The organism is Paenibacillus sp. HGF5 (genome assembly GCF_000204455.1).
Lineage (GTDB): Bacteria > Bacillota > Bacilli > Paenibacillales > Paenibacillaceae > Paenibacillus_AQ > Paenibacillus_AQ lautus_A.
On record NZ_AEXS01000175.1, the window covers coordinates 1 to 22,401 of the forward strand.

The 22,401-nt window shown below is 49.1% G+C and carries 28 protein-coding genes and 1 pseudogene; 1 reads left to right on the top strand and 28 read right to left on the bottom strand.

Annotated features, from left to right (window positions below; genetic code table 11):
* The 8 genes from HMPREF9412_RS32350 to HMPREF9412_RS29515 form a co-directional block, all read right to left on the bottom strand.
* Window positions 1–100, bottom strand: a 100-nt coding sequence (locus tag HMPREF9412_RS32350) for a DUF1806 family protein (RefSeq protein WP_009595627.1), incomplete at its 3' end; no start/stop codon positions are given.
* Window positions 101–203: 103 nt separating this feature from the next.
* Window positions 204–695, bottom strand: coding sequence for a DUF523 domain-containing protein (locus HMPREF9412_RS29485; protein ID WP_009595617.1), 492 nt, complete (start codon window positions 693–695; stop codon window positions 204–206).
* Window positions 696–880: 185 nt separating this feature from the next.
* Window positions 881–1,675, bottom strand: a complete 795-nt coding sequence (locus HMPREF9412_RS29490; RefSeq protein ID WP_009595615.1) for a helix-turn-helix transcriptional regulator — start codon at window positions 1,673–1,675, stop codon at window positions 881–883.
* A gap of 191 nt (window positions 1,676–1,866) precedes the next feature.
* Window positions 1,867–2,955, bottom strand: a complete 1,089-nt coding sequence (locus HMPREF9412_RS29495; RefSeq protein WP_009595639.1) for a Gfo/Idh/MocA family protein — start codon at window positions 2,953–2,955, stop codon at window positions 1,867–1,869.
* A gap of 14 nt (window positions 2,956–2,969) precedes the next feature.
* Entirely contained in the window at window positions 2,970–3,917 is a 948-nt protein-coding gene (locus HMPREF9412_RS29500; protein WP_009595580.1) for an AraC family transcriptional regulator, read from the bottom strand.
* Between the two features lie 22 nt (window positions 3,918–3,939).
* The gene (locus HMPREF9412_RS29505) at window positions 3,940–4,941 is read right to left on the bottom strand and encodes a Gfo/Idh/MocA family protein (protein WP_009595593.1); all 1,002 of its coding nucleotides are present in this window, start codon (window positions 4,939–4,941) and stop codon (window positions 3,940–3,942) included.
* A gap of 158 nt (window positions 4,942–5,099) precedes the next feature.
* Window positions 5,100–5,624 (bottom strand): YfiT family bacillithiol transferase, encoded by a 525-nt coding sequence (locus HMPREF9412_RS29510; protein WP_036674077.1) that lies wholly within the window; start codon window positions 5,622–5,624, stop codon window positions 5,100–5,102.
* A gap of 169 nt (window positions 5,625–5,793) precedes the next feature.
* Window positions 5,794–6,774, bottom strand: coding sequence for an aldo/keto reductase (locus tag HMPREF9412_RS29515; RefSeq protein ID WP_009595632.1), 981 nt, complete (start codon window positions 6,772–6,774; stop codon window positions 5,794–5,796).
* 110 nt (window positions 6,775–6,884) lie between these two features.
* Here HMPREF9412_RS29515 and pdxR point away from each other — a divergent pair, with 110 nt between their 5' ends.
* Window positions 6,885–8,312: a MocR-like pyridoxine biosynthesis transcription factor PdxR gene (pdxR, locus tag HMPREF9412_RS29520; protein WP_009595636.1), complete on the top strand. Its 1,428-nt coding sequence runs from the start codon at window positions 6,885–6,887 to the stop codon at window positions 8,310–8,312.
* 94 nt (window positions 8,313–8,406) lie between these two features.
* Here the strand turns inward: pdxR and HMPREF9412_RS29525 are convergent, their stop codons facing one another.
* The 20 genes and pseudogenes from HMPREF9412_RS29525 to HMPREF9412_RS29620 all read right to left on the bottom strand — a co-directional run bounded on the left by HMPREF9412_RS29525 (window position 8,407) and on the right by HMPREF9412_RS29620 (window position 22,242).
* Complete coding sequence (locus HMPREF9412_RS29525) at window positions 8,407–9,312, bottom strand: hypothetical protein (RefSeq protein ID WP_036674063.1); 906 nt, start codon at window positions 9,310–9,312, stop codon at window positions 8,407–8,409.
* Window positions 9,312–9,677 (bottom strand): glyoxalase superfamily protein, encoded by a 366-nt coding sequence (locus HMPREF9412_RS29530; RefSeq protein ID WP_009595619.1) that lies wholly within the window; start codon window positions 9,675–9,677, stop codon window positions 9,312–9,314. Before HMPREF9412_RS29530 ends, HMPREF9412_RS29525 begins: the two co-directional genes overlap by 1 nt.
* Before the next feature lie 152 nt (window positions 9,678–9,829).
* Window positions 9,830–10,465 (bottom strand): DedA family protein, encoded by a 636-nt coding sequence (locus HMPREF9412_RS29535; protein WP_009595599.1) that lies wholly within the window; start codon window positions 10,463–10,465, stop codon window positions 9,830–9,832.
* Between the two features lie 18 nt (window positions 10,466–10,483).
* On the bottom strand, window positions 10,484–11,725 hold the full coding sequence (locus tag HMPREF9412_RS29540; RefSeq protein WP_009595567.1) for an MGDG synthase family glycosyltransferase: 1,242 nt from the start codon (window positions 11,723–11,725) through the stop codon (window positions 10,484–10,486).
* A gap of 22 nt (window positions 11,726–11,747) precedes the next feature.
* The gene (locus tag HMPREF9412_RS29545) at window positions 11,748–12,284 is read right to left on the bottom strand and encodes a phosphatase PAP2 family protein (RefSeq protein WP_009595570.1); all 537 of its coding nucleotides are present in this window, start codon (window positions 12,282–12,284) and stop codon (window positions 11,748–11,750) included.
* Window positions 12,285–12,902 (bottom strand): YqaA family protein, encoded by a 618-nt coding sequence (locus HMPREF9412_RS29550; RefSeq protein ID WP_009595614.1) that lies wholly within the window; start codon window positions 12,900–12,902, stop codon window positions 12,285–12,287.
* A 331-nt stretch (window positions 12,903–13,233) separates the two neighbouring features.
* A complete protein-coding gene (locus tag HMPREF9412_RS29555; protein ID WP_009595588.1) occupies window positions 13,234–13,881 on the bottom strand; it encodes an HAD family hydrolase in 648 nt (215 codons plus the stop codon).
* A gap of 160 nt (window positions 13,882–14,041) precedes the next feature.
* Window positions 14,042–14,740, bottom strand: coding sequence for a YjjG family noncanonical pyrimidine nucleotidase (locus HMPREF9412_RS29560; protein ID WP_009595631.1), 699 nt, complete (start codon window positions 14,738–14,740; stop codon window positions 14,042–14,044).
* Between the two features lie 63 nt (window positions 14,741–14,803).
* On the bottom strand, window positions 14,804–15,073 hold the full coding sequence (locus HMPREF9412_RS29565) for a hypothetical protein (protein WP_009595628.1): 270 nt from the start codon (window positions 15,071–15,073) through the stop codon (window positions 14,804–14,806).
* Window positions 15,074–15,082: 9 nt separating this feature from the next.
* Window positions 15,083–15,686 (bottom strand): annotated as a pseudogene (locus HMPREF9412_RS29570) (GNAT family N-acetyltransferase).
* Window positions 15,687–15,690: 4 nt separating this feature from the next.
* A complete protein-coding gene (locus tag HMPREF9412_RS29575) occupies window positions 15,691–16,347 on the bottom strand; it encodes an HAD family hydrolase (RefSeq protein WP_009595623.1) in 657 nt (218 codons plus the stop codon).
* Window positions 16,348–16,396: 49 nt separating this feature from the next.
* The gene (locus tag HMPREF9412_RS29580; protein ID WP_009595572.1) at window positions 16,397–16,876 is read right to left on the bottom strand and encodes a GNAT family N-acetyltransferase; all 480 of its coding nucleotides are present in this window, start codon (window positions 16,874–16,876) and stop codon (window positions 16,397–16,399) included.
* Window positions 16,877–17,129: 253 nt separating this feature from the next.
* Window positions 17,130–17,891: a GNAT family N-acetyltransferase gene (locus tag HMPREF9412_RS29585; RefSeq protein ID WP_009595621.1), complete on the bottom strand. Its 762-nt coding sequence runs from the start codon at window positions 17,889–17,891 to the stop codon at window positions 17,130–17,132.
* Window positions 17,892–17,965: 74 nt separating this feature from the next.
* On the bottom strand, window positions 17,966–18,571 hold the full coding sequence (locus HMPREF9412_RS29590) for a GNAT family N-acetyltransferase (RefSeq protein ID WP_009595603.1): 606 nt from the start codon (window positions 18,569–18,571) through the stop codon (window positions 17,966–17,968).
* 36 nt (window positions 18,572–18,607) lie between these two features.
* Window positions 18,608–19,075: a hypothetical protein gene (locus HMPREF9412_RS29595; RefSeq protein ID WP_009595638.1), complete on the bottom strand. Its 468-nt coding sequence runs from the start codon at window positions 19,073–19,075 to the stop codon at window positions 18,608–18,610.
* Between the two features lie 2 nt (window positions 19,076–19,077).
* Window positions 19,078–19,722, bottom strand: a complete 645-nt coding sequence (locus HMPREF9412_RS29600; protein WP_009595606.1) for a hypothetical protein — start codon at window positions 19,720–19,722, stop codon at window positions 19,078–19,080.
* 168 nt (window positions 19,723–19,890) lie between these two features.
* A complete protein-coding gene (locus tag HMPREF9412_RS29605) occupies window positions 19,891–20,436 on the bottom strand; it encodes a GNAT family N-acetyltransferase (RefSeq protein WP_009595634.1) in 546 nt (181 codons plus the stop codon).
* A gap of 48 nt (window positions 20,437–20,484) precedes the next feature.
* Window positions 20,485–20,826, bottom strand: coding sequence for a DUF3139 domain-containing protein (locus tag HMPREF9412_RS29610; RefSeq protein WP_036674081.1), 342 nt, complete (start codon window positions 20,824–20,826; stop codon window positions 20,485–20,487).
* Between the two features lie 17 nt (window positions 20,827–20,843).
* The gene (locus tag HMPREF9412_RS29615; protein ID WP_254664134.1) at window positions 20,844–21,470 is read right to left on the bottom strand and encodes a hypothetical protein; all 627 of its coding nucleotides are present in this window, start codon (window positions 21,468–21,470) and stop codon (window positions 20,844–20,846) included.
* 370 nt (window positions 21,471–21,840) lie between these two features.
* Window positions 21,841–22,242, bottom strand: a complete 402-nt coding sequence (locus HMPREF9412_RS29620; RefSeq protein ID WP_009595604.1) for a NusG domain II-containing protein — start codon at window positions 22,240–22,242, stop codon at window positions 21,841–21,843.
* Window positions 22,243–22,401 lie beyond the last annotated feature (159 nt).

Here is a 22,401-nt window from a genome sequence, read left to right on the forward strand (position 1 = left end):
CAGCATAGGCGCCGGTCGTCATCTCAAGATGGATATATAAATCCTGATCCTTCAATTTATCGATCATTTGCTGTACTTCAGTTTGATTTATGAGTTCCATATTTCCCTCCAATATAAAGAATCACTACGCCATAAGCAGTCGATATGATAATTCTATCATAATTATTGAGCAGGACAAAAACCCTCAAAACCGATGAACAAAATTATCTCTCGGCAAAGAGAGTTGCGTATTCCGGCTGTGCCGCATAAACGCTTAGCTCGTGCTCAGATATAACCGTATAGCCTTCCCGGCGCAGAAGAGCCGTAGTCACGCCATAACCGTCCTGTTTCACATTGTCAAATTCTCCGTTATAAATCATGGCACTTCCACAGGAAGGACTTCCCTCTTTCAGGACGATCAGCAAGGCTCCAAGCTCTTGTGCCATTCGAAGAGCCTCGTATGCACCTTGGATATACATCTCGGTCACGTCTCTGCCAGATAGCTCCACCACTCTGGCATTTCCCGCCAGTACATCATCCCCGTTCCCTCCAACGATCTCCGCAGGTTCTCGAGGGATAGTGAATCCACCCAGCAGTTCGGGACACACGGTTACGGCTTTCTTCGCTTCAACAAGCAGCTGAATATTCGTATCCATGCTGTCAGTCGCGTTATAGCGAACTTTCATACCGGCTAAACATGAGCTTACAACAATCACAGATGCCACCTCAAATCTTTCGTTCATACAAACTTACAATCGAAGCCGTTCGCCCTCTTTCAAGTATCATGAATCAGAACTCAAATGTCAACGAAATGCAATGAAGAGCTGCCGTAGTGTTTGGAAGCCCTTAATGCCAAAAGCGTATCCAATATACGAACCAAACCGCTTCTCTCCATCATGACTCATCTCAGCATGGGAGCAACCCTCTTAAGGAAATGATTCATTAATATCGGCAGGGAAATCAGAATGGGCGGATCATCCAGTCGGGGAACATGGAGCGTAACATGAAGATGCGGCGTCCTGGCGTACGGCTTTACGATAACGGGCTCCTTGGAACGGGTACGCAGCGTAGTGGACTGAGGAAGCAGGAAATCGACCGCCTGCATGCCCCATGGGACCGAAGTAGCCATCAAATAATAAGTGCCGGGTCTGACGTCGGTGAAACGAAAGGAGCCGACGGATGAAAGCAAAGTACCGTATAGGGGAAACCCTTCGGGGATCGGCTTGGCAAACAGCCCGATCAAGATTACGCCCTGAAAGGGAGCCGCGGCCTCGATCGTGCCTTCAACCATCAAATCGGGATTATCTACCGGCATGGACTCGCGCCAGCTGTTCAGCTTTTGCAGGGCTAACAGATGCTCGTCGGCCTCCTCCTTCGAGTTCCGGAATTGCGAAGGGGTCACCCCCACCCTCTCCGTGAAGCGCGTCGTAAACGTCCCGAGACTCTGCTGGCCGATCTCCATGGCGATATCCCGTATGCTTAGATGCGTATGTAACAGCAAGTCCTTTGCCTTCTCCAGTCGAAGCGATGAAACATAATATAACGGAGGCAGCCCGATTCGATCCTTGAATATACGCGAGAAGTGATATGGACTGTACCCTATGTAATCCGCAAGCGTTGATAACGGGAGAGGCTCGTAAATATTCTTGTGAATATAAGCGATTACTTCATCGATTTCAGCATATCGATCAGCCATCAGGTCTGCACCATCCTTTATACCGGATATGTTATGTATGGATACCAATTCATCTCTCTCGAAGAACAATTGTTCGCATTCATACTATCATATCCATCTAAAAAATGGAAGCATTTGCAATACTATATTCACGAATTAAATAATTAAAATTGCAACTAAAAAGCCGCGCTGTTTGCACGGCTTTCATCATCTTAATCCATATCCGGAATATGGATTTCCACTTCTTTTTTGCTTTGGGAGGATCGCAGAATACCGTCCAGTATCGCTTGATTGCGAAGCACCTGCTCACCCGGAATCGGAGCGGGCTTGCCTTCGCGCACAGCGCTAACGAAATCCTTGATTTTCTCCTGGAATACATTCAGCTCGTGGCTGATCAGCGGAATTGCGCTTTCGGTATGATGGCCTTGGATATCGTGGAACAAGGAAATCGATCCTACCTTCCCGTCCCATACACCGCTCCAAGGTCCTGAGCCTGCAGGCGTAATCTTCATGCCCGCATCCGTCCCGAGGAACATCGTTGCCCCGAGCGTATCCATATGCATTGCCCAGGATGTTTTAAAGTTAAGCACAAGGTCGCCTTCGAACCGAATGATAGCTACCCCGAAATCCTCTACGTTGAACGCTCCGGCTTCCGCATGGTATTTGGGATTCGTCCCGAAATAATTCGACGTATAAGCGGATACCGTTAATGGCTTGGGATATCCGAGAGCGTTCAGCGCCATGTCCAGGGAATAGCATCCGATGTCCGCCATAGCGCCTGCCCCTGCAATCTCCTGGCGAACAAACGTGCCGCCTGGCATTCCCCGTCGGCGGCCGCCCCCGGTTTCCACATAGTACACTTTTCCAAGCTCGCCGTTCTGGATCAAATTCTTAATGATGCCCATGTTCGGGTCATATCGCGGCTGAAAGCCTACATTCAGCATATTCCCGGTCTTCTTCGAAATTTGCACCATCTCGATCGCTTCATCCAAAGTGACCGACATCGGTTTTTCGAGCATCACGTGTTTGCCCGCCGACAGCGCATCGATCGTCGTTCGGTAATGAGCGACGTTCGGCGTACAGATGCTTACGCCGTCCAGGTCAAGATCCAACAATCTGCGGTGGTCATCGAATCCGATGGCTCCCTGCAATCCCCAGCGCTCAATAAACTGATCGGCTCTGCCGGGTAAAATATCAGCTACGGCAACAATTTGCACATCGTCAATTTGTTTATAGTACTTTGCATGCTCCCCCGCAATGCCGCCGCTTCCAATAATTCCAATTCGAATGGTTTTGCCCATGGCTGATACTCCCCCTACAATTTCACATTCATGGCTCGGTATGTTGTTGGCGTATATCCGTATCTCTTTCGGAAAACGGTATGAAGATAACTGCCGCTGGAGAAGCCTTCGTGAATGGCGATTTTGTCAATCGACCAATTGGTATCGATCAGCTTCCTGCACACGGCTTCCAGGCGGACATGCTCCAGGATCTCGCTGAAGGACTGACCTTCCGCTTGCTCCTTGAATATTCGCTGCAGCTGCCTTGAGCTGATATGCAGCTTCTCTGCGACGTCATCCAGCACAACCTCTCCCGAAGAATTCGCATGGATATATTCCAGCGCCAATTGATAACGGTAAGCCTTCATATCGCGCGAAGGCAGCTCCGCTTCCGATGGCTCGGATTCATATGCGCGCACAGCGCGCAGCAAGATCTGAATAAGGCATTGCTTAATCGTTGTGTACAGACCCGAATATTTCTCCTGCGAAGCCTGATAAGCCTCAAGAAAATAAGGCATCGCGCGATGGATGTCCATCGTCGGCTTCCTCGGCAATTCTCTCAGCTTCTCCATGCAGTCATCGGCTTCCGCCATTTCCCAAGGATCCGAAACAGGCAGTGCCGGGCTCTCATGCTCGGTAATCTCATCGCGGGCAATGATGTCGACGTGCAGGCATAATTCGTCCATCGGTTCCGCTGTATCCGCTTCCTGATAATGAAGCACGTTCGGACCCGTTAAATAGAACATCCCTTCCCGCAGTGCATACGGCTCATCCTCCATAATAACGGTCCCCTTGCCGCGGGGTATGAAATGAAATTCATACTCCGCATGCTTATGGAAGGAGACAATCTTCCCGGGCGGGAAGGTGGTGAGATGAAACCGAAGGACCCGGATCTCGTAACGTCCCCAATAGACCCTAAGATCAAGCCGCTCCAAGGCATCCTGCCGCTCTTTCATCATTTCGTATGGAAAATGGTTATTCATCCCGGTGCATCATCCCTGTATCTTATGCTTGAAGTTCATCCAATCTTACAGCACGATGCTCCTTGGCCGAACGATTGGCTGCCTCCATCAATTTGGTCAATTCAACCGCATATGCGATATTTTCTTCGGCAACGGTATCTTCTTGAATATGAGAAATCCATTGTTCAAAAGCACTTGCGCGGTTCGCCGGCACCGGCAGCTCAACCCAAGCATCCTTGTACTCTTCTTTTTTCGTTGAACGAATCAGAAGCTTGCTATCCGGCGTACCGTACAGGATGGTTCCATCCGTGCCATGAATCTCGATCGTGAACGGAGAGAAGTTGTTAACAAATCCGGCTTCCACGACGCCGACGGCACCCGCTGCCGTAGAGAGCGTGGCAACGGCGTTGTCTTCCACCTCTTTGCCCGTTATGTATCCGAAATTCGCTTGGACGTCAATGGCTTCCTCGCCAAGGAACAGGCGCGTCAAATACATCGGATGGCAGCCCAGATCGATCAGGGCACCCCCGCGGCACTCCTCCAGGCTGTAGAAATGCTCAGGCAGCCAACCGGCGGTTGCGCCATTGTGGGACAAGCGAACGCGAACGAGCGTCACGGTTCCCAGCAATCCCTGCTCCAATACCTCACGGATCGCCAGCGTATAACCGTCATTCAGCCGCGGTAGCGATACCGTGAATTTGACCTGATTCTCCTTCACGGCTTTCATGATATCATTGACCTCCTGAAGGGTTGCAGCAATTACTTTTTCCGTGAAAATATGTTTGCCTGCCGCTGCGGCCTTCAACATGACTTCTCTGTGCATGGATGTCGGAGCATCCACGATCACGGCATCAATATCGTCGCTTTGCAGCATGTCATCCAGCGATGCATGAAAACGTACCCCTTGCTTCTCGGCGGCTTCTCTTCCACGCTCCGGATTCTCATCCCATACCGCTACGATCTGAGCATCGGGATGCTCCTGCGCTTGTTTCGTATAATCCCATGCGTGCACATGCCAATAACTAATTTTTCCGATTCTGATCATTCTAGTCACCTCAGTATCTAATATTAAGACATCATGCCATTAATCTATCACACGTACCGCCTGATTCACAGTGTAAAATTGCGACAATCAAGTTAGAAATCACGACATGACCGCACACAAAGAACTCCGTCGTTTGACGGAGTTCGATGTGATCTCGACTAAAACCCAAATCGTTCTCTAGCAGACGTGATGTGGGCAATGTGGTGATTCCCATGCCATGCATACATGCCTGCGGCGTATTCCAAACTCGTTGTTCGCTGGTTCTCGGGATGGTAGAACGTTCTCAGATAGTCCCCATCCTTCATATTCTCCAATAATGCGACCCATCTGGCATGTAATCCGTCGATCAATGCAAGCGAAGCGTCGGTGTCTTGTGTCAATGAATCGTGCAGGGCAGCCCATTTCTGTTCGTCATACGGTTTAATCGTCGGGTTCTCTTCCGTCAACGCAAGTTTAAACCGGATATAGCTGTTCATATGACTGTCCGCAAGATGGTGAACAACCTGGCGGATCGTCCAGCCGCCCTCGCGATAAGCCGTATCCAGTTGTTCGTGGCTTAACCCCTGGACCGCTGCCCTCAGCTTCTCCGGCATTCCCTTAATCTCTTGGATCCAAACCTTCCTGTGCTCTGGCGACGTGCTGCCTCCCCAGTCAAACTGTCCTATCGGATACCTCAAATCCATGTTCCCTCTCTCCCTTCCATTATGTTTGAGATCATTCCATGTCATGATTTTAGCATCTCCGCCGAAAAATAATAGTGTCTGCACTCCTGATGGATGCTGCTTATTTCCCGTCGAAAAGGCCCTCGGCATCTGCCAAGGGCTTCTCTCCTGCTACATAACTGGAATGTGACTACATGGAGCCCAGTATTCCTTCGATTTCGTTCATCTGTCCAGCCGTTAAAGGTCCAGAAGCAACGGCTCCTATTAATTCTTCCGCTTGCTTTTTCGTTTTAAAACCCGGTATCGGAATCGCCGCGCGGCTTCTTCCCCAAATCCATGCTAACGCTCCTTGCACTAAAGTACGGTCTTCACTCGTTAAAATCTCCCGCACCGCTTCAAGTTTAGCGAGGAACGACGGTACGGCTTTCCCCTCCTTGAAATAGGCGACCCAATCGTGACCGCTTCCCCGCACATCTTGATCACTGAATCGGGTGTCCTTATTAAATTTCCCGCTTAACAGCCCCATTGCCAAAGGCGTATTATTGATGCTCGCCAAACCATGACGTTCGCAAAGGGCAAGCATCTCCTTATCGTCACTGAGAACATTCAGCACGTGCTGAATGGCTGCCGCTTCGGATCGCTCCGCAAATAACTCGGCATTGGCCGTATCCCAGGTACTCCAGCCATATGTACGGATCAGCCCTTCTTGACGAAGACCGTTTAAGGCATCAATCACCGTTTCCACCTCATCCAGTCGTAATCCGCCTACATGAATCTGATAGAGATCGATATAATCCGTATCGAGTCGCTGAAGAGACCGCTCACAAGCATAGCGGATATAATCCGGCGTAACATTATAACGCGTAAAAACTTCCTTCGTTGTTTCATCATAGGTATATCCGAATTTGGTGGCTATCACGGCTTCGTGCCGCTTTCCTTTTAATGCGCGGCCAAGCACCCGTTCGCTATGCCCGGTACCATATACGTCTGCCGTATCAAAAAAGTTAACGCCCCTGTCCAGGGCGGCATGAATCCCTGCAACGGATTCACGTTCATCCACCTCACCCCATCCGTCGGACAAGCCGTCCAATGTAAAATTCCCGCCCATTGCCCAGCAGCCTAAGCCGAGCGGGCTTACCGGGATTTGCGATCTGCCTAACGTTCTATCCATGATTGTTCCTCCCTTTTCGAATTGGTTCGCCTTCATTATAATTAGGAAAATGGTTTGTGATGAGATCCAATGATGATGAATTTGGAGGAACCAATTAAAGGAGGGATACGGTGTACGGCATTTATATCGACCGTGAATCGAAACGATCCGCAATCCATCAAGTATGCCAGCAGCTGCGAAGGCTGATCGAATCGGGACAGCTGGCAGCGGGAACACGGCTGCTTCCGACCCGGGTTCTGGCCAAAGAGTGGGGCATTGCGCGCAATGTAGTCATCGAGGTATATGAGCAGCTGACGGCCGAGGGATATTTGGAAGGGCGCGTAGGATCAGGCACCTATGTAGCGGGCGGGATTATCCCCTCTCCCCGTCCACGAAACGAGCCATCTGTCGGCGAGCAGCCGATCCATAAAGATACATCGACTGAACATTCGCACATGATCGATTTTGCCGCCGGCATTCCCGATCAGAAGATGTTTCCAAGGCACATCTGGGCCAAGTACTTGAAACAAGCAGCTGAGGACTCCGTTAATGCAAACCAGGATTACGGTCACATCAAAGGTGATAAGATGCTGCGCTCTGCCATTTGCGACTATGTATTCCGGTCCAAGGGCATTCAATGCTCATCCGATCAAATCGTGATCGTGTCAGGCGCTTCCGAAGGGCTGCTCCTCCTTGCCAAATCGTTAGCTTCCAGGTTTCATTCCATCTATATCGAAGACCCCACGATCGATATTACCCGCGATATTTTTCAGATGATGAACTATCGACTTGTGCCGGTTGAGGTGGATCACAGCGGCATGCGCATCGACGCCGTGACGAGTTTCGCTCCAGGTCATCTGGTATTATTAACGCCGTCACATCAGTTTCCTTCCGGCAGCGTATTATCCATCCAGCGCAGACATCAGGTCATCCGGATGCTGGAGGAAGCCGACTCCTTCGTGATCGAAGATGATTATGACAGCGAATTCCGGCTTCGAGGAATCCCGGTGCCTCCTCTGCAGACGCTCTCGCCTTCGAGAGTCATTTACGTGGGAACATTCAGCAAAACCTTAACGCCGAGCCTCCGGATCGGATTCATGATCGCGCCGCCGGATCTAACCGATTCCATAACCGAGATGAAAGATAGACTGAATATACATACCCCAGCCGTCATTCAACAAGCGCTAAGCCATTTCATTCTGGACGGCCATCTGGAACGGCATATCCATAAGATGAAAAAAGTGTACAAGAAACGCCGCAATGTATTAACGGAGCGGCTCCATCACTTGTTCGGGCAGGATATTTCCATTGTCGGCGATGATGCGGGGATGCATCTTCAGGTGATATTCGGTCCTCAAGCTTACGCTCTCCTCCCATGGAACGATACGGTCTCACACGGGTTTCGCGTCGAGCCTGCCTCTAATTACAGAATCTCGCCATCGCGTCCTCCGAGTTCAACAGGGATCGTACTGGGATATGGAAACCTTTCGACGGAAGAGATCGAAGAAGGCTTAAGCAGGCTTTACTCATTTGCTTACCCTTGCAGGGATTCATCTTGATTCACGGGCATATCTTCCCTTCTTCAAACAACAATGGCTCGGTTCGCTTTACGGCGAACCGAGCCATATCTGTTTCATCCTCAGGATCTTGCCATCATATCCCCTCAATCCGGTCAAAATTACGCAGCGTCCGAAGCGCATTCAGCGTCATAACGCCCTTCCATTCTTCCTTGGCCGACGGCCATACCTCTTCGAATTGGAACCAGCTCCAATTCGGCTCCCAGGCACCATCTTCGCCCTGGATCTCTATAAGCAAGTCCAGCTCCGCCGGAAGAAGCGCTCGATATTTTGGAAAATAAGGAGAGTTCGGCGTGTCCATTATGCTCAGCGGTGTTGCCCCGTATCCCTCCCGGCTGCCGGGGTCCAGGCTAATGCAGTTGTCCATGAAAGCCTCCAAAGCCTCCCTGATCTCGGATGCCTGTTCCTTTGGCAATCGCTCATTCAAGCGCAAGTAACAAAACAGTTCATGCATTTCTTTTAAATCGCTGGTTCGATTCAGGTAGTCCAGAGCATAACGAACCAAGAAATCCAGCGATTCCAGAGGATACAGCTCCCGTTCATCGATAAAATAAGCGATGATGTCTGCATTGGGATTGCCCCAATGGTCCTTAAAAGCGCCGTATTGCCACCAAATCGCTCTAGGTGACTGCTCCGCTTCTTTGGGGATAATGTCCCAGCCTGAGCGTTCAGGCACATACGTATGCTCGAGATACTGTAACGCGGAAATAACCCGTTCGTTCCGCCCGGGATGATTCGGATGTAACCGAAGAATCTCCAGCGCTCTGGTCGTCGCCAGGGCGGATGACTCCTTGCAGCGAAGGTCAGGCTCAAGACCATGACCGAATCCGCCATCCTCGTTCTGGTAGCTGGAGAGCTCAATCAGCACATCCGTAAACGACCCGTTCTCGAATTCATATCGGAACAAGGCCCGTTCAAGGTTTCTGGCCCGCTGCAGCATATACTGCCTTGCTTGTTCCCATCGTATCTCGTTTAGCTTCATCACTCGGGTTCCATCTCCTCGTAGAAAGTGATTCGATTGCCGAACGGATCCGTTACACGTACCTCTTTGCTGTTCCATGGGGCGATCTCGATTCCGGGTCTCTGATACGGATAGTTCTGGCCTGACAGCTGTTCGTGAAAAGCTTCAATTCCTGCGATCTCCACGCGAATGGCTGCTCCAGGGGAGCAGTCGCCGTAATGCTCCGTTAAATGGATCAATAACGAACCTTTGGAGATTTGCATGTAAAGCGGCGCCGAATCGTCAAACCGGTGCTCCCAGTCCAAGGTGAAACCAAGATACTGCATGTAGAATTCCCTTGCCTTCGTTTCGTCGAACACCCTAAACAACGGTATGATTTTGCTCATGTCAGCCCCTCCCTCCTCTCATCATTCGTATACATTATGTATGTGCTGCTGTTGACTTATTGTAGATCGTATCACAAATCACGACACAGCTCGTCCCTATCTTATATAAACCCGAGCAAACCAATGATCCTTCGCTGGGTCATGTATCTAAACTATTCATTCCTTGTCACGTTGGTCAGTTTCTTAGCCCTCTCGCGTTTCACGCGGCTCCATACCAGCAGAACGAGAAACGAACCTGCCAGACAGAGAAAGATGACTTTTAAATAATGCTCCACCACATTCAGAATGTACTGCCACTGCTCCCCGAATATAAAACCTATGCTGAAGAAGGCCAATACCCATGCAGCCACTCCCGTGTATCCATAGATCCAAACCGTCCGATAGGGAACCCGAATCATGCCGATGAAATACCCGATAAACTGCCTGACTCCGGGAATGAAAAAACAGACAATGAGCAACTTGTTCCCATATTTGCTGTAATACGCCTGTGTCTTCTCCACAAGGGACGGCTTGATGAACAGCCATTTTCCATAGCGTTCAATCAGCGGCATCCCTAACCGGTGGCCGAGGATATAGGTAATGGTCAGTCCCATGGCCGCTCCTATAAAAGCAGATCCCATGGCCGGAACCATGTCGATGACCCCCTTATAGGTCAGGAACCCGGTATAAGTCAGGGTAGTGTTTCCTGGAGGAATTGGAAGAGCAATAAAATCAAGAGGGAGCCCAATCAATAACACCAGATAACCATATTGTTCAAACAACCGCTCAACCAATTCAAACAAATTCATGGGGAAAACTCCTTCGTCTTACCGATAACTGTCATGGTAGTGGTGCAGGGCTTCATTCACATAAACTTCCCTGTTCAGCACCTCGTAGGGCACCGGGTTCTTTTCTTCGGCCCATTCTCGCGAAGGGCGGTAACGCCGTTGAATCTCAATCAATCGGGTCAGAACCGATAGAGCCGAATCTTTGTGCGTGTTAATGGCCGCTTTTCGCTTCATCTCTTGCAGCAGGGACGGATCCGTCATTAGCGCCATGAATTGATGCTGCAGTTCTCCCGCCATAGCTTGACGTGCCACGCCAATGCCAACCAGGTAGTCCGCATTATCCTGCTCTTGGCCCGGCAAGGGTTTAACCAACAGCATGGGACGTTCCATCGTTAATGCTTCGGAAATCGTGAGACCTCCCGGCTTCGTCACCATCAAGTCGGCCATCGCCATTAATTCATGCATACGATCCACATAACCCATGACGGTGATTTGCGGATGCTCCGCAAACTCTTCCAGCAGTGATTGATATAACTTCATATTGCGTCCGCACACGACCATAAACCGAACATCCTGCGGGTATGCCCTGGATTTCAAGAGCTCGATAATTTCTTTATCGATCATCCCTTCTCCGCCGCCCATGATCAGCACGACCTGCTCGGATGGTTTCAAGCCATAATAATCGCGCAGCCGTTCCTCATCCACCGGTTGACTGTAGAGCGGGTTGACGGGAATTCCGGTCACGGAGATTTTTTCGCTCGGCACGCCTTTGCGCTCCAATGCAACCTGAACCACATCGGAACCGACCATGTAATAATCCGTATGCGAATGGATCCAATAACTGTGATCCGTATGATCCGTCATGACGGTGGCCGTGGGCACGTCCGTGTAACCCATCGCTTTCAATAGTGACATGCCTGCCGCTGCCGGCGGAAACGTACTGACTACGATAGCCGGCTTTTCGGTTTCCAGCATCGCGCTCAGTTTTTGAAGACTGAAGGTACTGAAGCGTTTCAGCATCTGAATGAGCGTGTTTTCCTCGCGCGTTTTTTGGAACAAATAACCGTAAACGGATGGAAAATGCTTCATCCACTGCACAAAGAAAAACTGTCCGGCCACATGCAGCCGCGGATGGGTTAGCTCCATGTAATCAATGACTTTAACGCGCAGATGAGGGTATTTTCTTTTTGCTGATTCCACAATGGCCTTTGATGCCTGGTTATGACCCTCTCCCAGACTTCCGGTTAATATGATGATTTTTTGCTCATTTATGGATCTCATTGATATTACTCCTTATCTAACGTTATGTGTTTCCCAAGACATGCATCAGGTAAACGACCAGCCATCCCGACCCGAATCCGATCAGGCTTCCCGCCAGACAATCGGTCGGGTAATGATATCCCCAATAGATACGGGACAGACCGACCAGCGCAGCCAGAATGATCAGCAGTATCGTCGGCAGCGGCGAAACCAGAAACAGCAGCGGGGTAATGACTGCAAAAATCGCCGTCGTATGACCGGAAGGGAAGGAGTAATCCTTCAGCGGGAAATTTCCGATCTTTACCTGTTCCAAAACCCGGAAGGGACGATCTCTTCTGACGATTCTCTTGATGAGGACCACGATCAGATGGCTAACGGTTAACGCAATGGCACTCTGGTATGCCGTTATATCCCAAGCTTCGAATGCTGCCCAGGCGATAAGCAATGCGCTCAGAATGGTGAAGGTGGCTCCGCCGAGATGGGTGATGCCGCCGAACAACCGGTCAAAGGCTCGGTTGCTGATCGTCTGGTTGCACCAGACGAATACCCGGTGATCAAAACTTTGCAGTCGCTTTATCATTCATTCTTCACCTGCCGTTACGTCAATTGAATCTTTTGGCCCCTGGACGACGGGGACCTCCGAACGTTTATTCCTGCGCTTCTTGATAAGCCGCACCGTCAGCCATATGCCCCCGATCAGAGCACCTACGGATAACAAAATACTCGTAAGCACGCTGTCCACCATATTCTCGGCAGCACGGCCATATACGTAGAACAGCACACCCACCGTGTAGAACTTCACGGCGCGTCCGAGCGCTGCATAGCTGATAAGCTTCCATAAAGGATAGTTCATGCAGCCGGATAGAATGGTGAAAATTTTAAAGGGAATCGGCGTAAACGCACCGACCAGGATAGCGGCTTCGCCATGCTTAGTGAACAAAGCGGTGGCGGAATCATACCATTTTTTCTTCATGATCTTGGTCAACACCAAATGACCTGAAGCCTTGCCGATTCCATATCCGATGGGCGTTCCGATCAAGCACCCGACAAACCCGATCGTGGCGAGCCAGATCGCACGGTCCGGACTCAAGGCACTTAAGGACAACTGCGAGAACAGTGCCGGAATCGGAAAAATGATCGCGTCGATCATGGCATGAATGAATAATCCGATATCGCCTAAATTACGTAAAAAATCCATCAGGCCTAATCTCCTCTGCTTGGCTGACCCTTGGGCAGGCCGTGTATCGTGCGATATCGTTGGTTACATTCGAATTTGAAATCATCGGTTCACATTCCTCTCCCGTATCATGTTAATGCAAGGATATCACGAATGGAGGAGGATGCCTTCCGTCTTCAGACGATAATGAACCTAGACTTAGGTCTAGATACTAATAGTAGATATAATAGAGTAGATATAGTATAAACGAGTTTTATGATCAATAAGTTGGGTTTATAACCGTTTGAACCAAAAACAAAAAAACAGCTCAGCCGCAATATGCGGCCAAACTGCCAGGATCCAAGACTAAATCCTATTCAAATTGGCAAATCCTCAGAACGTCCCCGATGGAATCCACGACATGATCGGCTTGCGACAAATCCTGATTTCCCGAATTCGGGTTCACGAAGCCGATGCATGTCATGCCGGCCGCCTTCGCTGCAGCAACCCCATGCCGTGCATCCTCCAGCACCATGCAGTGCTCGGGCTCCACGCCTAACAATTCGGCAGCCTTAAGGTACACATCCGGCGCCGGTTTTCCTTTTTCCACTTCTTCACCGCTTACAACGCATTCGAATTGATCCAGGAGATCAAACTTGCGCAGGACGGCCGTAATAAATACGGGAGGCGAGGATGATGCAATCGCGGCAGGGATACGTCGTGCTTTAAGTTCAGCCAGAAGCTCCCGGATGCCGTCAATCGGCTCCATTTCCCGTGAGGTGAGCATCTCGATTTTATTGGACAATTGGTATTCGATAATCTCCGATACGGATTGCGCAAGCTGATGCTCATGTTTAATGGCTGCCCACATCTCCGGATTGGTCATGCCTACATACTTCTCCAACTGTTCATGGGTTATCGATGATCCGTAGTAGTTCATCACCTGGATATCCACTTCAAAGTGCAGCGGTTCGCTGTCAATAATGACCCCGTCCATGTCAAAAATAAAAGCCTGTATCATGTTCATGCTCCTTTGCTGAATGTTCTGTTAGTTAACCCCAAATGAGATCGAGCACCGTTCCCAGCACTCCGGATTGATGTCCGCGGAGGACATCGGGATTGAATACCTCGACGAAACCGCACCGCGTACTCCCCACTTCATCGATCTGGCCAAAGCACGGTCATTCGGAAAAAATGATGTCGTGGAGCTCCTCCAAAGTATGTATTTCATACTTGGGGTGAATGGACGTCGGATTGGCCTTTCGCTGCGGGTTATACCAGCAGGTATCAATCCCGTAACGGATGCCTCCTTGTATATCGGAGGTTAACGAATCGCCAACAATGAGCACCTCGCTTTTGTCGGGGTGGTTTAACTTATCGAAGGCGTAATCGAATATTCCTTCGTGCGGCTTTTGGGATCCTGCATCCTCCGAAACTACGATACATTCAAAGGAATCGCACAGCGCCGAGCGGCTGATACGATTAAACTGCACTTCCTTGATTCCGTTCGTGATGATGGCCATGCGTTGACCGCGCTCGGACAGTTGACTGCACAGCTTCTCTGCCCCTTCCATCAGAAAGGAGCCCTGTCCTAAATACTTTATGTAGATATTGCTAAAAGCTTCAGCGTCCAAAGCGCAATCGATACTATGTTCTGCCAGGAGTCTTTCGAACCGGGCCGTACGCAATTCGCCCTGCGTCACGATCCCCTGCTCGAAATCGTTCCACAACTGCTGGTTTATGCGCCTGTAACTGTCTACGATCGCATTCGTGCACTCCTGATGGATCTCGCCAAATACGCCGGCTAACGCAAACGCCTCCGATTGGGCATAGTCGTATAGCGTATCGTCCGCATCAAATAAAATAACGTTATATCGCAAGGCTGGGCCTCCTCTCTTGCTGCTTAACTTCAACCATTACCTTTCGCTACCCAGCATAACATTTTATTCATCCGGATTCATCGAACCATTGTCGGGTGTCGAAGTTAATCTGGATTGTCGGTTCAATTCCTGGATCCTCTGCCTTTGTTGATGATCTAGACGGTCTCTGTTACTCTTCACCAACTCCGTCAGACGCATGAAGATTAACAATAATATCGTAATGATTACACCTGCTGAGAACACCATCATTGCCCATTCGTCCACGCCTAAGAGCGTGATCAAAAGTAATTCCGTCACAATGAAGATTCCCGCTCCAAGGGCAAGCTGTTTCATTGGGCCTCCCTAATTTTCATCGCATAATTTATAGTGATGATACTGCTCCTGCTCAAGTTCGATCTCGCCGATATAGGCAAACCCGCACTTTTGGATTACTTTATTGGAAGCATGATTATGAACAACGGCGATTTGCGTTGAGTTCTCGCTCCCTTGTATTCCGGAACAAATAACGGATTAACGCCCGCACGGCTTGGGTGGCATATCCTTTATTGTAATACCGATTGGAGATTCCGTACATGATCTCTCGGTTAGGCGGGGGCAGCTCCTCCTTAGGACCGGTATTGCACCAGCCGATGCATTCCCCTGTTTCTTTCAAGACGATGGCTAACCGCAGACGCAGCTGCCCCACATCCCCGCCGTCTTGAACGGCTTGCAGGAACCGCCGATTCTCCGGCATTTCATAGTCGGTTAACCACTCTCGCCGCTGTTCCCTTGATACATCCCAGCCAGGCAGGAAATGTCTGATCTCCGGTTCGTGCGAGATCTTGCAGATCGCATCCAGATCCTCCAACAAATATTCCCGAAGGAAGATGTCCTCACATTCAATCGTAAAGGGCTTACCCTGGAATTCGATAGTTGTCTTGCTGTTCAATATAACCCCTGCCTTCATTCGCTCAATGATTCCTCGCCATGATCCATGTTATCAACTCATCGGTCCGTGTAAAAATGTAGTCGGGTTCCACCGCAAATTGTGCATTCTGAACGGTATCAAACCAATGCGCCCCGATGGTTAATACCTGAGCTGATTTGCCAGCCGCAATGTCGGCATCGCTGTCCCCGACAAAAACCACGTCCGATGTCCTCAGACCCAACAGCTGAACGGCTTTGAATATCCCTTCCGGGTCCGGTTTGGAACGTTCGACCTCATCTCCCGTAATGGTAGCTACAAAATACCCGTCCAGCTTCAGATTTCTTAAACATATATCCAGGCATCTTCTGCTCTTGCCCGTGATAATAACCATGGATATACGTAAATCCGACAGCTTCACAATTAGATCCTGTACGGCTTCCGATACCTGCACATGCTCTTGAAAATCCTGCTCAAACACTTCGTAATAATATTCTACGGCTTCATCAATATGGGCCGGATTTGAAAGATGATTGGCAATGATCTCTTCCTCCGTTGGCCCAAACGTCTGAACGATCTCGGCATCGGTCAACCGCTGGCCATCATATTTCAAGAAAACCGCCCGGAACGCTTTAAACGACAGCGGCAGCGTATCTGCTAAAGTACCATCGAAATCAAACAGCACCGCTTGTATGGTGTTCATCCCAAAGCTCCCCTTTCACCTCAGAATCCGACTGAACAACACGACTTGCTCAGACCAAATCCAGCCTCATCTGAATAGTAATCATTTTCCGATCGTCATCTAACGCTGTGATGCGGACATCGAACGGCTCGAACCCCAACTTATGATAAAAAACAAGCCCTCTGGAATTGGTATTATGACAGCTTAGATAAAAACGTTCCATATCGTATTTTTCTTTGGCGATGTCCATCATGGTACGCAACAGCTTCTGCGCTGCACCGAGTCCACGGTGCGACGGAGCAACAATGACATTGCCAAGCCACAACGATCCATCCGCATCTTCATAAAAATTCGCGTAGGCGACGACCTGCCCGGTGGATTCTTCAACGATAACCGTGGGATCAAAGCGGTTCTCAAGCAAACTCAGGATTTGATCCGGCGTCAAAGGGAATTCCGATCTCGGGCTCATGTAAAACAGTTCTTCCGGCGTTTGAGGAAAACTGCAAATCGCTTGCAAATCCTCGTCCCTCAGCGGCCTATGCGCATACATATCTTGAGGTCCTCCTTACTAAGCTATTCGGGCAATGTACATGCCTCTTCCGATCAAGCCTTGCATATCGTGCTCCACATCCAGTCCCGCTTCCCGAAATGCCCTGATCATCTCTTCTACGGTAAAAGACCCAACTTAGACAGCTTCATCTAAGTCCGGGTCCTCTGTGGCTGGCATCTTCCATGATTATACAACTGTTCATTCGATTGGGTAACCCCTGGATCCGTTAAGCGTGGATTCACCGGCACATACGCTACGGACGCTGCTTGTATCCTTCGATACGCTTATGTCTATACCAATAGGAATAGATCTCCCTGTACTGAAGACGATCGTACAAACGGTTTGCAGCAACATTGTTCTGGACCACTTGTAGATAACTGCTTGCGGCTCCATTCTTCTTGGCCCAATGCAGAATATGCAACAGTAACTGCTTTCCGAACCCGCGATTTCGGCATGCCGGAGCTGTAGCGAGATCAAATATGCCGACGACGCCTTGCTCTATTGCCCCGATTCCGCATGCCACAGGTTGACCACGATCATATAGGATGAAGAATCCGTATTGAATCACGGAATAGTTAAACAGCTTTCTTTTTACAGCCTTATATTTCTCGGATATTCCAGTTATCTCGGTCAGCACGCTCAGCCATTCATCCGTCAGCCGTTCTTCGATCTTAACCTCCTTATGCGTTGGAAGCTCCAGATGATCCAGATGATCTAACACCCTCAGACTGGTTGGATCGAGTATGGAATAACCTCTGGAATCCAACATACGGTCCAGCTCCTGCGGATTGAACGGGGTGATTTTAAATACGACGTCTAGCCCTGCCTTAACATATAATCGCTCGCATTCATGAATTTGGGCGTCAAGGTCTGTCGATGGATCCGTGTATAAGGCATTAATCGAGTTGGATCTCTTCGTATAACCGTCTGCAAAACGTAACAGCCACCCATGGTGTGTCAAGGTTTGAAGCGCCGGCCAAGCGTTTAAGGCAAGTTCTTCGATTCTCTTTCGCACGTATACCACTCCTACCGTATAATAGGAATTAATATACATCCATTTGTATTATTATTCAACCTAAATGATCTTCTTCATGTCTCCTGCACGCCACTCGATTCTGCTAATTCCTTGGATCTATCGGCGATACTAAACACAATGGGAACGTCCGTCATCCTTCTTCTCCATATCATATGGTCGACTCCGCTCCCCCAGTGATCTTGAAGGACGTAATCGGGTTCACCTAGTTTCTTCTTCCATATTTTCTGAGCACGCGTATATCCGCTATCCAAACAAAATTCCGTTATCCCCTTATTGAGGAGCGTAAGATACATGATATGAAGCATCAGACTGCCGATTCCCTGTTGCTGGTAATCAGGATGCACAAATACGGTTCCGATTTCAACTACGTCATGCAGGTCTCCATTGGAACCTTTCCGTATCAATGCATTGGACGGGCCAAACTCGATGCTGCTTACAACGCCGTTGTCTATAAGTCCGATCAGAAAATACCTCTGCTCTCCGTTCGTTGCAATATCCGCGTTCAAGCACCTAATCTTGCTGTCAATCTCCTGCTCGATGTCCTCCGATAAATCTGCCAAGCCTTCTTTGGCAAACGTATCGGTAATCACGAACCGGAAAAAATGCTCCATCGCTTTCATATCATTCCGATTCGGCCGCCTAATCTCTACATGAAACATGAGGAGTCCTCCTCCTATCGTCAATTACAAATAGACTCACCATTTTTGGGTGTGTTTGATAACATGGGCTTTTATTTCATCCTTTTGTTGATCCGTTAGCTGAACGGGTGTCCAAGAATGATCGTCGGGTATGTGGATGGTTAGAGGTGTTTCAAGCTCCTTTTCTTGGCTGCTGGAATCCTCGTTGGGTATATTCTTCCATCGTTTATGACTCTGATCATACACCCTGGTTTTTATAAACTTCCCTTCGCTATCGTAATAGTCTTCAATCGCTCGTATACGCGACAGCGTGGCTCCTTGATTATCTTCATGATTGGTTATCGAATTCACTTTTTTATAACCTGAAGGCATGTTGAGTCCATCTGCAGTTATCATCATCTCTTCAACGATAAAAGCCTCAATGTGCTCTACCCGCTCCCCTCCATTCTGACAAGAGCATAATGCCAACACGATCCATAGGATGCAGATCCACGAACCCGTTTGTCGTATGTATTTCAGTAACACGCCTAACCTCCTTGTACATGGATCCCTTCCGGAGCCAATAATATGCTCAACTCCGCAGCCGTGTTCTGTACGAACCTCTCCACTTTATCCAAAGTAAAATAAATCAGTTCAATCTTCGGCTCATTACCTTCCTCCAACAACCATTCTAGTTTAAACTTTCGATACTGCTCCACCTCGGACTTGTCAACAAACGGGTCCAGTGCATGCCCGATCGAATCCTTAAGTTTATTCAGTACGGAACCTGCCCATTGCTGAGATCGTATAATTTCGAACTCAAGCTGGCTGACCTCCTGGTTATAGGTAAATCTCAAGCTTTCTTTGTCAGCTTTATTTTCTTTTTTATAATCAGCGTACAGCGTCTGCACCCACCTTAAATCCGTGTAGATATGAGCAAAATAACCGTATACAAACTCAATCCACTCTTTTCCCGGCTTCTGTGCTACATAAAACAAATAATTCTCCCTGATTCGATTGCTATCCGGCAACATACCTTCACTTACCAGATGCGTGATCCCTTTTTGTTCTCTCGTTATGTTGCCCCTGACATGGACGGCATCGGGAGCGATGCTCCCAAGCAACAAACTCGGTGTCGGTTCCGGCGTACCCAGCTGCTGGGCAATCGCAAAATGGACCATGGGCCATGGCATTTTTCATACACCTCCGTCATCATTTTTGGGTAATTCCTGTACTCGACCATTCGTTAATTCCAAAAACACAAAAACTCAGACCCTTCGTACATGGAATCTCAAGTCCCAGTCTTGATATTGTCATGATGAAACGAGATGAATAAGTGCAGAGACTCTCTTCCACAAGATTTACTCCATACGTTCGTTACGGAGCACCATGTGAAGGTGGTCTTCCCATACACCGTTTATCTTCAGGTATTTGATCGCCAGCCCTTCCTCATAGAAGCCCAGTCGTTTCACTACGTTCATCGAAGCTTTGTTTCTCGGCATGATGTTGGCTTCCAAACGGTGCAGCTCCAGCGTATCAAAGCAATAGCTCACCACGGCGCTCAGGGCTTCGGTCATATACCCTTTTCCCGTATGAGATTGCGCCAGCTTATACCCGACATGAGCCGATTGAAAAACACCCCGCACGATATTGCTGATCGCAATCGAGCCGATCATTTCATCGTTTTGATGCAGCCACACTTTAAGCAAGGAACCGTCAGCGATGCTTCGACTTTCCGCTGCCAGAATCTCAGCCTGTTTCTCCAGGGTATAAAACTCCGCTTCCCTGGCAGGCTCCCAAATCTTCCAAAACTGATCGTTCCTGACGATAAAATCCAACACATCCGCTGCCCGTTCCCGATCCACGGTTTTCAACTGCAGACGTGAAGTTTGTAGCGTTATGGACATGCGAAGCTCCCCCCTGAACAGCTTTAAACTAAAAATTGCAACACCATATCAGTCCCTTGGGATATCATGCTTTAGCATGGTTCGTGTAATTCCGCGGGCTTCCCCCTCAGGAGTCAATCGGTATTCAAACTGCATAATCGTATCATGGGCAAAATAAATATACTCTACTTCAGGCTCGTCTTTGAATACCACGACGGCATAAAAAGGAGGCAGCTTAACGCCCCAGATGCCTTGGACCGACTGGATTTCATCCTGCGTATAATGTTCTTCTTCAAGCAGGTAGGTCTTCACCTTCTTGGCATAGATCATTTTGTTGGCTTGAACATACACAAAGGGAGACAGGAGCACAAGCACCAGCAAAACCAACAATGCGATTTTAATTTTCTTCATTGGATTCCCTGTTGTTTTCATAGCATAAAATGACGCCTGACCTCTTCGTAGTTCTCCTGAACACTTCGGCTCCCATCCACGAATATCACCTTGAATCCGCGGTCCATGGCATCCTTGGCCACGTATCTCGCAAAACCGATATCCCGGTCCATCCAGTTTCGAAACGCGGCGCCAGGATCATCGCATGATTCCAAAATTTCGTGGATCCATTCCCGTTTGGCATAATGCTCCTTCTGGAATGCCGGAACCGGGACGATCCATATCGCATGATGGGGGCTGGGTACCAGGTGCTCGACTTTCTCCGGTAATAGAGCCGCACCTTCAACGATGGTGGGGCTCGTGTTCGGCAGGGCCGAAACATCATCCATAATCATGCCAAATTCCTCGCGGTAAAACTCCAATTCTTCCTCAACCTGCTGCTCCACCGGACGCGACCACAATGCATTCCAGGACATATCCTTCAATCGGGACATGGTGGGGTGCTCCGACGGATGGCATTTGGTCACATGCTTCTCGTTGAATAGATCGCATTGATAATAGGTGCAGCTGTAATCCTTCGCCAATTTTTCGGCAATCGTCGACTTGCCCGAGCAGGGGGAGCCTCCGATCCAGTATACATGGGAGTAGTCATTTTTCTCGCTCAACAAAAGTATCACGCCCCTCTGTCGCCATCTCTTCTTAACTCGTTTCGAATGTCCAGCAACACGTTCCAAATTGCCCTCAAATATACCACAACGAACAAAAAGCCCACAACTAGTATCAGTGCGACCATATCCATGTTTACTCCCCACCTTTACTCTGCGACCGGGCATCCCGTCGACCTAAGATTTACGGATCCTATGCTCTGGAAGCACATGGTTACGCAACTTGATCCCATCATTAATTATAACTGTCTTTTCTGCGACAAAGTTACGCTATCCTTGCATTCTACCAGCTGTCCTAAACAACAAAAAGAACCGGTTCAAAACCCGGTTCTTTCATTTAAGCCTATGATGCTTACTACTCTCCCTGAGCCTAGCCCACCACGGCATCCAGTTCGGACTCGTTCCGTTCATGCTCAGGTACCAGCACCTCTACCACGACCCTGGTCGGCACGCAAATAATCTGTTGATAAGGTTCCGAGATAAAACCCATGTCCAGCGCGATTCGCTTCGGAGCATCCGAATATATCATCTGGATCCCGTAGTCATAAACTTTCAATGTATTGTGTCCAAACTTGGTCTTAATGTCGATGATGCGTTCGTCCCCGTTCAGCGGGACGGTTTCGTATTCTTTGCCATTCACCGTGATCAGCGCCTGCAGCTGACCCTGCTGATATTCCACGTGGCTATGCTTCCACCATTGCAGCCCCGTAAAGGATCCAAGGATCAGGATGATGGCGAACAAAATCATATCCCCGCGTCTTATTCTGGACAAGATGCTCCCTCCCGACGTGCAAAGTCTTCGGAACCCAAGTATGAACGATACTCGAAGCCATGGAAATGAATTTTGTCACATTCGTTATCCGGGTTAAACGGCTTGTACAAAATGAAAGGGCACCTTTTCTTTTGTCCATTGAGTCCGGAATCAGCATCC